This window comes from Dyella flava (assembly GCF_016904955.1).
GTDB classification, from domain to species: domain Bacteria; phylum Pseudomonadota; class Gammaproteobacteria; order Xanthomonadales; family Rhodanobacteraceae; genus Dyella_B; species Dyella_B flava.
The window spans coordinates 99203-112167 of record NZ_JADIKE010000035.1; the positions used below are offsets into that span (position 1 = coordinate 99203).

Genomic DNA, 12965 nt, shown 5'->3' on the forward strand with positions numbered 1-12965 from the left:
GGCCGCAACAGATGAACAGGCATAGCAGGAGGCGGTGTGATGGACACATCATGTCAGCGCATTCTGCCAAACTAAGCTGAACGATACGGACACAAAGCCATGGTGGGCCCGACAGAGGCGCACTTGCCCCCTACTCATCCGCCCCATGTGCTGGTAGCCGACGACGATGCCACCAGCCTTTGCTTTCTGGGCGACGCCCTGCATCAGCTGGGGGCCAGTGTCGCCTTGGCGGCGGATGGCGGGTCCGCGCTGGAGCAAGCCCGTGCCGAGGCGTTCGACCTGCTGATATTCGATTGCCGCATGCCCGATACCGATGCCGTGGGCCTGTTGACCCGCCTGCGCCATGAGCCGGATGCGCGTTCAGCTTGCAGCCCTGCCGTGGCGAGCAGCGCGGAACTTGATGCCCAGGCGCAACGCAGCCTGCTTGCCGCCGGCTTCCATGGAGTATTGGTGAAGCCGTGCACGTTGAAAGATCTGAGGGAGATCCTGACGCTGGCCGTGGCCGATCGGCATCGTCTGCCGCTGCTGGATGATGGGGTGGCACTGAGCACCAGCGGTACGCCCGCTGTCGTACAGGCGCTGCGTGGCCTGTTCTACCAGGAGCTGGTGACGATCGATCAGGAACTGGACGCGTTGAGCCAGGACGCCACCGTGCTGGAGGCCCGCCTGCACAAGCTGCGCTCATCCTGCGGTTTTTGCGGTGCGTCTTCGCTGAGCGGACACATCGCCTGTTTGCAGACGCATCTGAAACTCTGCCATCAAGGAGTCATGCTGCCTTTGGAGGAGTTTCGTCAGTCGCTGCGGCAAACAATGGCCGCCTTGGCAAAGGCGTAAGCGCCGGCCGGCGGTCAGCGGTGGGAAAGCGCACCACGCAACACACGCCATGCGCGTAACTCGACTCCGCCAAGATGAAAACGGATCAGTTCACGCATCATGCCGCGCAAGGCATGCAAACCTTGAGGGTCGGGCATGCGGTCTTCCAGCAACAAGCGAAGATCGCTGCCGCGTATCGCGTGCGGCTCGGTTGCACGGCAACGCACCGGGCCGTGTTCGGGGCGGTAGATATACAGAGCATCGCCCTGCAGCGGCTCGCCACTGTCGGCATCGTCTTCGAGCTGCAGGGCGTAGCCGAGCGCAGACAGCAAATCACGTTCGAAACGACGCAGTTGCCATGCCAGCGATGGCTCCTGCGTCATTCGGACCAGGGTCTGCGCATAGGCGGTATAGAGCGTTGGATGGGGGTCCTGCCGCTCAGTGAGGCGTACCACCAATTCGTTGATATACAGACCGGCCAGGCCTGCATCGCCCTGCAAGCGCGGGGGCGGCCCGGCCGGCTCCGCCGTACGCAGTGTCGCCAGCTCGCCGCGCAGATGAAGATCCAGCAACAGGGGCTGAAACGGTTCGAGCTGCGATCGCTGCACGCGCCCACGCTGACTGCGTACGCCGCGCGCAACGACGCCGATGCGACCGTGATCGCGGCTCAGGCATTCGAGCAGCAGCGAGGTTTCCCGGTACGGACGGGTATGCAGTACAAAGGCGGGTTGTTGCTCGATGAGCATCAAGCGTTTCTCTCCGCCTCGCCTAACGATCAGTCGGTATAACCGAACTGCTTGAGCATCGCCTCGTCGTCCACCCAGCCTTCACGCACCTTGACCCACAGCCGCAGGAACACCTTGCGATCGAACATGCGCTCCATGTGACGGCGCGCTGCGGTGCCAATCGCTTTGAGCTGCGCGCCGCCCTGGCCGATCACGATGGCTTTCTGACCCTCGCGTTCGACCCAGATCACGGCATGGATCTCTGCCAAGCCATCCGGACGGTCCTTGAATTGCTCGATCTCGACCGTGGTGGCGTAAGGCAATTCCTCATCGAGGCGCAGCATCAACTGTTCGCGCACCATTTCGGCGGCGAGGAAGCGCTCGCTGCGATCGGTGATTTCGTCTTCGCCGAAGACCGGCGCGCGCACCGGCAAGCGTGTCAGGATGTCCCGCGTCAGCGCATCCAGGCCCTTGCGCTTGAGCGCGCTGACGTAATGCACGGCTTCAAAGCTGTGCTTCTCGGACAACTCGGCGACGAACGGTAGCAAGGCGGCCTTGTCCTTGCTGAGGTCGACCTTGTTGATCACCAGCAGGCGCGGAATCTTCTGTTCGTCCAGGGCTTCATAGAGCGCCTGGTCCTCATCGGTCCAGCGGCCCGCCTCGATCACTTGCGCGGCCAACTCGACTTCGCTGATGGCCGAGCGCACGGCGCGGTTGAGACTGCGGTTCATGGCGCGCTTGGCGCCGCGATGCAGGCCGGGGGTATCGACATAGAGAATCTGTCCGGCCTCGCTGGTGGCGATGCCGAGTATCCGATGCCGCGTGGTCTGCGGCCGGGGGCTGACAATCGACAGCCGGAAGCCGATCAACGCATTGAGCAAGGTCGACTTGCCGACGTTCGGACGGCCGGCCAGTGCTACGAAGCCGCACCGGAAATCCGGGTGGGGCAGCTCGTTCTCGGCGATGTCGTCATCGCGTTCATCGTTCATGGCACGCAGTACTCTTTGTAGACGGGTATAAGCATGGCGCCACGCATCGGCGAACGCCACTGACAAGAAAACACTTACCCGCGGGGAAACGGGTTCAAGGCCGCCCTGGGCAGCCAGCACCGACGGGGCACTACCCGTCCAGGGGCTCCAGCAAGCGATTCAGTACCAGCTCGGCAGCATCCTGCTCGGCAAGGCGGCGGCTGCTGCCGCGGCCTGCCGCGGTAATCACCATGGGTTCGTTCACCACACAGTTCACATCAAAGATGCGCGCGTGATCCTCGCCTTCGGTTCCTACCAGCTCGTACTGCGGCAAAGGCCATCCATGCGCCTGCAACCATTCCTGCAGCCGGGTTTTGGCATCCTTGGACGAACGCGGCAAGGCGGCCACGCGATCGGCGAACAGGGTTCTCACCGTGTCACGACAAGCATCGAAGCCGCCATCAAGGTACACCGCGGCGACCAGAGCTTCAAAAGCATCGGCGAGAATCGAATCGCGCCGGAAACCGCCGCTTTTCAGCTCACCGGAACCCAGCTTGAGTCGGTCGCCGAGCTCCAGCTCACGCGCCAACCCCGCCAGCGCCTGGCCATTCACCAGCTGCGACCGCAAGCGCGACATCTCGCCCTCGGTCGCCTTGGGGTGGGTCTCGTAGAGCATCTCGGCGACGATCGCCCCGAGCAGGGCGTCGCCGAGAAATTCCATGCGCTCGTTATTGGGCTTGCCTGCGCTACGGTGAGTTAAGGCGAGCGCAGCAAGCGAGGCATCGCGAAAGTGATAAGCCAGTTCCACTGTGTTCTTAGTTGGGCGCCACGATCGTGCCCTGCACAGGCACGCTCTTGTCGAAATGAATCAGAAAGTCGATGTTGTACATGAAGGGAACGTCCTTGTCGTAGCTGACATGCAGCTCGTTGCCGCTAGCCCCCGGACCGATCGTGATATCGCTGGGATGAATGGTTGCGTCGTCCACGTACTGGAAGCCCAGCTTGAACATCAGTTCACGACGGATTTGGTCGAGGGATTTGCCGTCGACGCCCTCGCTGGAAACCTGTTCCATCGCCTTTACGACGCCCGCGTATTCGGTATAAGCCGGCACCAGCTTCATCGCCATGTAAGCGAAAAAAACAACTACCGCCAAAACCACCAGGAATCCAATCAGCGTGATGCCTGTCTGCTTCGATTTCATAGTCCCCCCGCTGTGCCGCCAATATGGTGAGCCTTGCCCGAGCCTCAGGGACATACTTTGCCCGGTCGGCACGCGCACCGCCAGCGACATGATCACGATTCCCTATTGAACCGTCACCTGGCGCCTTAGTGAATGATCGTACCAATGCGGTGGAAATCGACCGCCCCCGTATGCAGCCCCTTCCAGCTGAACCAGATCATGAAGGCCTTGCCGACCAGGTTTTGCTCCGGCATACAGCCCCACCAGCGGCTGTCTTCGCTGTTTTCGCGGTCGTCGCCCATCACAATGTAGCAATTGGGCGGCACCAGGGACGGCACGCGTGCATTCGGGATCGGCGGCGTCTGCAGCGAAGGCATGCGGGCGATCACGTGCTTGACCGTGCCCAGCTGCTCGCTCCACACGCTGGCATTGTTATAGAGCAGGTAGTTGTCTTCGGCACGGTTGGGGTTGCCCTGGAACGGGCCAATCTGCGTATCGATCACCGGCTTGCCATTGATGACAACCTGGCTGTCGTGGATTTCGATCGTGTCGCCCGGCAGCCCCACCACGCGCTTGATCCAGTTCTGGCTGGCCACCGGCGCATGCGGGTCGGCGCAAGTCATGTCGCCGCTGCGGACAGTTTTGCCATTTTCGTCCTGGCAGAGATAGCCCGGAAACCGGAACACCACCACATCGCCACGCTTGGGTTCGCCCAGGCTCAGGATCTTGTTGTTGAACGCCGGCAGGCGCAGGCCATAGGCAAACTTGTTGACCAGGATGAAGTCACCGACATCCAGGGTGGGCATCATCGAGCCCGACGGGATGCGGAACGGCTCGGCCACGAAGGAGCGCAGCAGCAGCACGACAAAGATCACCGGGAACAGCGAACGCGCCCAGTCTACCGTTACCGGATCCTGGTATTCCTCGCCCGCTGCGTCGAAACGCGCCTTGCGCTGCTTGTAGAAAAACAAGCGATCAAGCCCCCACACCACGCCGAAGACGACGGTAAGGGCAAGCAAAATGGCCGAAAAATCAAAATCCATGCAATGACTCCATAGCTCGTTGCTATTTGTCCACTTTGAGCACGGCGAGGAAGGCTTCCTGCGGAATCTCGACCCGACCGACCTGCTTCATGCGCTTCTTGCCTTCTTTTTGCTTTTCAAGAAGCTTCTTCTTACGGCTGACGTCGCCGCCATAGCATTTGGCAAGGACGTTCTTGCGCAGAGCTTTCACGGTTGAGCGCGCAATGACCTGGGCGCCGATGGCGGCCTGGATCGCCACGTCGAACTGCTGGCGCGGGATCAGGTCCTTCATGCGTTCGACCAGGTCGCGTCCGCGGCGATCCGCGTGGCTGCGGTGCACGATCAGGCTGAGCGCGTCGACGCGATCGCCATTGATCAGTACATCCACACGCACGAACGGACCGGCATCGAACCGCTCCAGGTGATAGTCCATCGACGCATAGCCACGTGACACCGACTTGAGCTTGTCGAAGAAATCCAGCACCACTTCGGCCAGCGGCAACTCGTAGCTGATCTGCACCTGGGTGGCCAGATACTGGATCGAACGCTGGATGCCGCGCTTCTCTTCGCACAGGGTGATGATGTTGCCGATGTAGTCCGGTGGCGTGAGGATGTTCGCCACGATCACCGGCTCACGGATTTCCTCGATCTGCGGCGTCGGTGGCAGGCGTGCCGGGTTATCCAGCTCCATCACCGTGCCATCGGTCTTCAGGATCTCGTAGACCACGGTTGGCGCGGTGGTAATCAAGTTCAGGTCGTATTCGCGCTCCAGACGCTCCTGCACGATTTCCATATGCAGCATGCCGAGGAAGCCGCAACGGAAACCGAACCCCATCGCTTCGGAGCTTTCAGGCTCGAAGAACAAGGCAGCATCGTTGAGACGCAGCTTGTCCAGCGCTTCGCGCAGCGCAGGATAGTCATCGGCGGAAACAGGGAACAGGCCGGCGAACACGCGCGGCTGCATGGTCTGGAAACCAGGCAGCGGGTGCGGCGCAGGTTTGCCTGCCTGGGTCAGCGTGTCACCCACCGGTGCGCCGTGCACGTCCTTGATCGCGGCGGTAATCCAGCCCACTTCGCCAGCGGACAGCTTCTCGAGCTTCTTGCGCTTGGGCGTGAACACGCCGACTTCGCTGACCTCGTGAGCACGCCCGGTCGACATCACCAGCAGCTTGTCGCCCGGCTTGATTTCACCTTGCATGATGCGCACCAGCGACACCACGCCAAGGTAATTGTCGAACCAGGAATCGATGATCAATGCCTGCAGGCGGTCGGTGTCGCGCGGCTTCGGCGGCGGAATCCGTGCGACGATCGCTTCGAGCACTTCGATCACGTTCTGCCCGGTCTTGGCGCTGACCGCTACGGCGTCGGTAGCGTCGATACCGATCACCGCCTCGATTTCGCCCTTCACCTTTTCCGGATCGGCCGTAGGCAGGTCGATCTTGTTGAGTACCGGCACCACTTCCAGCCCCTGCTCCACCGCCGTGTAGCAGTTGGCCACCGACTGCGCTTCCACGCCCTGGGCGGCGTCAACCACCAGCAGCGCGCCTTCGCACGCAGCGAGCGAGCGGCTTACTTCATACGAAAAGTCGACGTGGCCGGGAGTGTCGATGAAGTTGAGCTGATAGGTCTTGCCGTTCCGCGCCTTGTACGGCAACGACACGGACTGCGCCTTGATGGTGATCCCACGTTCACGCTCGATCGGGTTGCTGTCCAGCACCTGGGCTTCCATCTCGCGCTCGGCCAATCCGCCGCAAATCTGGATGATGCGATCGGCAAGCGTGGATTTGCCGTGATCGATATGCGCGATGATGGAGAAATTGCGGATCAGTTCCATGGAATACGCTGTCAGCTGCACCGCCTTGCGCGATGCGCAGGCAGCCTATCACCGGGATGGCGATATTAGCCGCTCATTATCGCATGGATTGAGAAACCGGATTGAACTCAACCGTTCGCAAATTCAGGGACCTGCCTCAAGGCAGGCCCCTGGGTGATGACGGGGTCAGCCGTCCTTGTTGCTCTCGGGAACCGTAAGCGCAATGAAATTGCTGTCGTCGCCACGGCGAACCAGCAGGAGCACGGTATCTCCGGGCTTAACGCCGGCAGTGGCGGCGCGGAACGCGTCCACGCTGCCCACCTTCTTCTGGTTGACCATCAGGATCACGTCGCCGGACTGCAAGCCGGCCTGGGCGGCCACAGACCCGTTAACGTTCGCGACAGCCACCCCCTCGCCCGCCTGCAGACCGAGCTGGCTGCGGGTGGCGGCGTCCAGGCCCTGCACCGTCAAGCCCAATGCATCCGCGCCCTTGCTCGACGCAGTTGCGCCCACCCCGGCCACGGAATTCTGGTCCCGCGGCATGGTGCCGATGGTGACGCTGATCGTCTTGTCCTTGCCATCCCGCAGGATCTGCACCGGCACCGTCGTGCCAGGCTTGGTCATCGATACCAGCGGCGGCAGGTCCGCGCCCTGATCGATGGTGCGGCCGTTGTAGGCAAGAATGATGTCACCGGACTGCAAACCGGCCTTTTGGGCCGCACTGTTCGGGGACACGTTGACAATGATCGCACCCTGCGCCCGATCCAGCTTGAGCGCCCTGACCACGTCGTCATCGACCGGCTTGATCAGCACGCCCAACTCGCCGCGCGTGACATAGCCCTTGGTCTTGAGCTGTTCGACGACATTCATCGCCAGATCGATCGGAATCGAGAAGGCTACGCCCTGGTAGCCCCCGGTGCTCGAATAAATCTGCGAGTTCACGCCAACCACCTGCCCTTGCAGGTTGAACAGCGGACCGCCGGAGTTGCCTCGGTTGATCGGCACATCGGTCTGGATAAAGGAAGTCGCCGGCTGATCGCGGTTACCGAGATTACGTCCGACCGCGCTGACAATACCCTGGGTTACGGTGTAATCGAAGCCGAACGGCGAACCAATCGCCAGCACCCACTGCCCCGGCTTGAGCAGCTGCGAATCACCAACGCTCACTGCCGGAAGGGGAGTTCCAGCATTGACCTTCAGCAGGGCAATGTCATAAGTGGAGTCGGTACCCACCACCTTGGCAGTCAGCGTACGGCGATCCTGCAGGCGCACAGTGACGCTATCGGCCCCATCGACCACGTGGTTGTTGGTAATGATGTAACCGTCACTGGAGATGATGAAACCCGACCCCAGTGAGGTACGGGCCTGGTCTTCGGGCGACGGCATCATGGGCATGCCGAAGAAGCGGCGGAAGAGTTCCGCCTGCCCAGGATCCATGCCCTGGATCTGCATGCCGTTGGGGCCGCTGGGACGACGAGCAGAATATTTCGCTTCCACATGCACCACGGCCGGTGCGTTTTTCTGCACGATGCCCGTGAAATCAGGCAGGCCAGCAACAACCGGAGCGGTTTGCGCCCACGCCATACCCGGACCAGCAAGACCCATGGCGATGGCGCAGCACATCAAGCTGCTGAAAAGACGGTTGCTGACGAGACGCGGATGACTCATGGTTCCTCCTCGGTTCGGGCACCCCACTCCCGCTCCATGGCCTGTGGGCGGAGCGAGAAGGGGTGCAGTCTTGGAAAGGGGAATAGAACAGCCCTGGCCGATAGCCAGGAGATGCGGGGGAATTAACGCCCCGCACTCACCTGATAGGCCGAATTCTGTGCAGCGGCCTTGGCCTGCGGGGTATCGATCAGCAGCAGATAGCTACCATCGTGATTGTTCAAGGTCCGATAGCCATTGTTCGAAAAACTCTGGCTGGACGGGTACTGCTGGAACAGCGGATTGTCTGACGGATCGCCCAAGGTCACCGATGCGCGCTGGCTAAGACCGGAAGCCGAGTAAGCGCTGAGGGAGGGCGGCACGGCTGTCAGCACATCATTGTTGGCGCGGTTCGTATTGGCGGAGGCCAGGGCCGCACCGGCCGATGCGCCTTGCGGCGTCACGCTGGCGGTCGAAGGGGTGTGCTCGGAATCGAGTGCCGTCGGCTGGGAGATCATCAAAGCAGCAACGGCCACGCTGGCGGCAATGGCGCCGCCGACGGATAGACGCAACCAATCCCGGCGCTTGGGCGCGACCTGGATGCTTGTCGCCTGCTCGCCTTCGATCACTTCCATGACCCGGGCGGCAAAGCCCGCGCTGGCCATGGGCGGCAGTTGACGGCGCAGACCGTCACCAGCCACGTGATAGCGGGCCCAGGCGTCCAGCAGCGAAGCATCGCGATCGAGCCGGCGCAGCAAAAAGCGCAACTCATCTTTGGACAGTTGCCCGTCCATCGCAGCAGAAAGGGTTTCCATGTTCGCTTCACTCATGACATCCGATCCTCGCGGTCTGAAAGTAACGGCCGCAACTTTTCGTCGATCGCCTCGCGTGCCCGGAAGATGCGCGAACGCACCGTACCGATCGGGCAGCCCATGGCCTCGGCAATCTCTTCATAGCTGAGGCCTTCCACTTCACGCAGGGTGATGGCCGTCCGCAGCTCCTCGGGTAAAGCTTGGACAGTGGCAAACACCGTTTGTTCAATTTCTTGGCGCATTAATTCGCGTTCGGGGGTGGCCCCCTCCTGCATGCGGTCGGCGCCGGGCACGAAAACCGCGTCCTCGACCGCAATATCGTCCATGGGGGGGCGCCGGCCCATCGCCACCAGGTGGTTCTTGGCGGTGTTGACGGCAATCTTGTACATCCAGGTGTAGAAAGCACTCTCGCCCCGGAACGAGCCGATCGCACGCCAAGCCCTGACGAAGGCCTCCTGGGCTACGTCTTCACATTCGGCATGGTTGTGCACGTAGCGGGAAATAAGCCCCAGGACCTTGTGCTGGTACTTGCGCACCAGCAGATCGAAAGCACGCCTGTCCCCATTTTGAACACGCTCAACCAGCGCACTATCGAGTTCGTTTTCGCCCATCCGGGCCGTCTCCTTCGTGTCTGCACCATGCCGGGATGCCGTCCATCGGATGGGTAGGCTGCTCTGACCCGTTCCGTGGCCGCAAGTTCAGCCCGGATGTCACGGACTATCGAGATTCTAAGATAAGGACGCCCCCGCAGGGCTCAAGCCGGCAGCTTTTCCAACGCGTCAGACAGCAGGCGTTCGCGTTCGGTCAGCAGGCGTTCGAAGCTGCTTTGCGGCAGCGGCCGGCAGAACAGGTACCCCTGCAGCTCATCGCAATGATTGGTGCGCAGGAACTGCAGGTGCTGCTCAATCTCCACGCCCTCGGCCACCACCCCGCGCTTGAGGCGATGCGCCATCTCGATAGTGGCGCGCACGATGGCTTCGTCGTCCGGGTCGACGCCGATATTGCGCACGAAGCTCTGGTCGATCTTGATGCGGTCGGCGGGCAGTTTGCGCAGATAGTCCAGTGACGCGGCGCCGGTACCGAAGTCGTCGATGGCGATATGGCAACCGAGCCGATGCAGCTTCTGCATATTCTCCATCAGATTGGGAGCCGCCTTGATGCTGATGCTCTCGGTGACTTCCAATTCGAGCAGTCCGGGATCCAGCCCCGTCTCCTCCAGCACCGTCGCCACGACTTCGGAAAGGTCGGGCTGCATGAGCTGCACGGCCGACAGATTGACCCCGAGCCGCAAACCCAGACCGAAACGGTCTTCCCATGCCTTTGCCTGTTTACAGGCGGTACGCAGCACCCATTCGCCGATCGACACGATCAGCCCGGTTTCTTCCGCCAGCGGGATGAAGAATCCGGGGCCGATGTTGCCGAGCTCCGGATGCTCCCAGCGCAACAATGCCTCCATGCCGACAATGTCTTCCGTTCCCGCGTTAATCTGCGGCTGATAGAACACACGCAACTCGCCATTGCCTTCGGCGTGACGAAGGCGTGCTTTCAATGCCGCGTTCTGCTGTTCCTGCGCAGGGCTGACGTCGTACACGCGATAGTTGTTGCGCCCCATGCTCTTGGCCGCGTACATCGCCTCGTCGGCGTGCTTGAGCAAGGTCTCGGCATCTGGCGCATCTTCCGGGAAGAAGCTGATACCGATGGACGCCGTCACCTGCAATTCCGGACCATCGTCCAGATGCAACGGCACATCCATCAACTGCACGATTTTTTCGGCGACACGCAGCACATCGTCGGTCTTGACGATATGCCGCAGCACAATAGTGAACTCGTCACCGGCATAACGCGCCACGGTATCGGAAGCGCGCACGCTACTGCGCAGCCGTTGCGTGACGGCAACCAATACCTGATCGCCTACGGCGTGGCCCAGCGTATCGTTGATGAACTTGAAGCGATCCAGGTCAACAAACAGCACGGCGAAAGTTTCGCCGGTGCGATTCGCTTCCCGGATGATAGTGTCGAGACGGTCATTGAACAGCAGGCGATTAGGCAAGCCGGTCAGCGCGTCCAGCAAGCCTTCCGCACGTCCCTGCTCGCGAGTGCGGCGCAGTTCAAGCATGTGCGCAAAGTGCGCCGCCGCGCAGTGCAGCACCGGCTCCACGATCTCTGGCTCGCCGAACGGATTGCGGCTGCCTGCCATCAACGCCCCAAGCACACTGTGGCGCTCATCCAGCAGGGGTAAGCCGACGAATCCACGCAAACCCAGTTGACCAATCAGCGGATCGACATCGGCCAGCCGTCGCGCATCATGTGGATGCATCAGCGTCCGGCCACCCAGCACCAGCCGCAACGAACTCTGCAGCTGCGGTCCGGGCAGGGCCTTATCGTCACCGCGCAAGCGCTGCACGACTTGCACCGGAACGCTGTTGTCCTCCGGACGTGCGGACCAGACGGCGAGGTAATCCATCCCCATCTCGTCCAGCAGCAACTGCGCAGCATCGGAGACATCCGCATCATCATGCCCACCACTGAACAGGCGGGCCAGCAAGGTCAAGGCGACGACTGGACGTACGCCCGCACGATTGCTGCGAAATTGCAGGGCGACCAGCTCGCGACCACCGTGACGCACGCGGCGCACGCTTGCCTCGCCCGTGTCATGCCCGCGAATCGATTTGCGCTGGCAAGCCAGCCAGCGCCGATCCGCGTCGATGAACGCTTTTTCCATGCTGACCTGTTCATAGGACAGCACTTCGCGCAGTGGCAAACCGGTCAGCACACTATTGGCTAAACCACTATGCCGCATGTATGCCGGACTGGCTTCCACGACGCGCTCGGCGAGCGGATCGACGATCAGCCAATCACCATCGCCATCCTCGAAGACAAAACGGTAATCGCCACTGGGCTGCGGTACAGCCGGTGCAACAGGTGCAACCGGTGTACTCACCGGCTTTTCGACAACCGCCACCACCGGTTCGCCGCTATGCAATTGCTGCCAGCGTGGAATCAACTCGGTACCCACCTGGGATGCGTAGAGCCAACCGGCCACCATGGTGGGCAACTGCGTCGGCTTGATCGTTGCGTCATCCACCAGCACGGCAATGATCGGAGCCTCGGTGCACGGCGGCAGCAATCGCAACTGTTCGCACAAGGTCAGGCTGGAACGGCCGTCGCCATCGAAGGCAACGACAATCAACGCCAGCGGCTCACGACCCTCCAGCAGGATCGCGGCATGGGTCGTATCGCGCGCGGAATGAATGGTCGGATGGCCTTCACCATCGAGTGCATCGAACAACTCACGCCGCAATTCACGTTGCGACGCCACCAGCAGGATGCCGGTTGTGGACGTTGTGCCGGTCACAGCAGCCAGCGCCCATCGCGCAGACGTGGACGCAGCGTCACCGGCGCTGTCGTGCTCAGGCGCACGGCCACATCATCGACACTGGCGACCAACGCCGGCGCCGCATCCAGCAATACCACCCGGCGAACATGACCTGCCGGCGCGCGTGCTAGCTGCCGCAGCAAGGCGCTATCCGTCGCCGACAGCGGCAATGGAAACCGCGAAAGCAGGTACACGCCGAAGTGAATGCTCTGCTGGATGTAGCGCAGCGCGATGCTCAGCCGTTGCGAACCCGGAACCCGCGCATGCGCTTCGCGCAAATTCTCCATGCCGTTTTCCGGGTGCCAGAGATAGACGGTCTGGCCGTTGTGTCTTGCGAGGACGCGAAATTGCTCGATCAGGGCCGCACTGTCGTCTTGCTCAAGCACGACCAACCCGCCGGGCGCAGTCAGGATGCGCTCGTAGATGTCGCTGCCGGCAAGCGGCGCTGGAGCCATCAGAGGAGTCATAGCGCCCACAAAAAAGAGAAGTCGTCTCGCCTCGTAAGGTACGCACTCACGCGCCAAGCGCAATAGCCGAATTGCCGTGGCGTGACGCACACGGCATCCAGAAAGGTCCTGTCTTGCGGCAATGCGGCATAACCGCCTTTTCTG

12 protein-coding genes are annotated in these 12965 nt (G+C 61.7%); 1 reads left to right on the top strand and 11 read right to left on the bottom strand.

From position 1 onward, the window contains the following. The first annotated feature begins 99 nt into the window (after nucleotides 1-99). Entirely contained in the window at nucleotides 100-834 is a 735-nt protein-coding gene (locus ISP19_RS10135; RefSeq protein ID WP_204681431.1) for a response regulator, read from the top strand. Between the two features lie 14 nt (nucleotides 835-848). Here the strand turns inward: ISP19_RS10135 and recO are convergent, their stop codons facing one another. The 11 genes from recO to ISP19_RS10190 all read right to left on the bottom strand — a co-directional run bounded on the left by recO (nucleotide 849) and on the right by ISP19_RS10190 (nucleotide 12809). Beyond that, on the bottom strand, nucleotides 849-1559 hold the full coding sequence (gene recO, locus ISP19_RS10140) for a DNA repair protein RecO (RefSeq protein WP_204681433.1): 711 nt from the start codon (nucleotides 1557-1559) through the stop codon (nucleotides 849-851). A 29-nt stretch (nucleotides 1560-1588) separates the two neighbouring features. Further along, a complete protein-coding gene (gene era, locus ISP19_RS10145; RefSeq protein WP_204681441.1) occupies nucleotides 1589-2527 on the bottom strand; it encodes a GTPase Era in 939 nt (312 codons plus the stop codon). A 130-nt stretch (nucleotides 2528-2657) separates the two neighbouring features. Beyond that, nucleotides 2658-3314, bottom strand: coding sequence for a ribonuclease III (gene rnc / locus ISP19_RS10150; RefSeq protein WP_204681443.1), 657 nt, complete (start codon nucleotides 3312-3314; stop codon nucleotides 2658-2660). 7 nt (nucleotides 3315-3321) lie between these two features. Continuing rightward, complete coding sequence (locus ISP19_RS10155) at nucleotides 3322-3708, bottom strand: DUF4845 domain-containing protein (protein ID WP_204682181.1); 387 nt, start codon at nucleotides 3706-3708, stop codon at nucleotides 3322-3324. Nucleotides 3709-3833: 125 nt separating this feature from the next. Then, the gene (lepB, locus tag ISP19_RS10160; RefSeq protein WP_204681445.1) at nucleotides 3834-4730 is read right to left on the bottom strand and encodes a signal peptidase I; all 897 of its coding nucleotides are present in this window, start codon (nucleotides 4728-4730) and stop codon (nucleotides 3834-3836) included. A gap of 22 nt (nucleotides 4731-4752) precedes the next feature. Then, nucleotides 4753-6543: a translation elongation factor 4 gene (gene lepA, locus ISP19_RS10165; protein ID WP_204681447.1), complete on the bottom strand. Its 1791-nt coding sequence runs from the start codon at nucleotides 6541-6543 to the stop codon at nucleotides 4753-4755. Between the two features lie 165 nt (nucleotides 6544-6708). Continuing rightward, a complete protein-coding gene (locus ISP19_RS10170; protein WP_204681449.1) occupies nucleotides 6709-8190 on the bottom strand; it encodes a DegQ family serine endoprotease in 1482 nt (493 codons plus the stop codon). A 122-nt stretch (nucleotides 8191-8312) separates the two neighbouring features. Then, nucleotides 8313-8996 (bottom strand): sigma-E factor negative regulatory protein, encoded by a 684-nt coding sequence (locus ISP19_RS10175; RefSeq protein ID WP_204681451.1) that lies wholly within the window; start codon nucleotides 8994-8996, stop codon nucleotides 8313-8315. Continuing rightward, nucleotides 8993-9589, bottom strand: coding sequence for an RNA polymerase sigma factor RpoE (gene rpoE, locus ISP19_RS10180; protein WP_204681453.1), 597 nt, complete (start codon nucleotides 9587-9589; stop codon nucleotides 8993-8995). Before rpoE ends, ISP19_RS10175 begins: the two co-directional genes overlap by 4 nt. Before the next feature lie 143 nt (nucleotides 9590-9732). Continuing rightward, nucleotides 9733-12333 carry a putative bifunctional diguanylate cyclase/phosphodiesterase gene (locus tag ISP19_RS10185; protein WP_204681462.1) on the bottom strand — a complete coding sequence of 867 codons (2601 nt, stop codon included), beginning with the start codon at nucleotides 12331-12333 and terminating at the stop codon, nucleotides 9733-9735. Continuing rightward, entirely contained in the window at nucleotides 12330-12809 is a 480-nt protein-coding gene (locus ISP19_RS10190) for a hypothetical protein (RefSeq protein WP_239556717.1), read from the bottom strand. The genes ISP19_RS10185 and ISP19_RS10190 overlap by 4 nt, the downstream gene beginning before the upstream one ends. Between the last annotated feature and the right edge of the window lie 156 nt (nucleotides 12810-12965).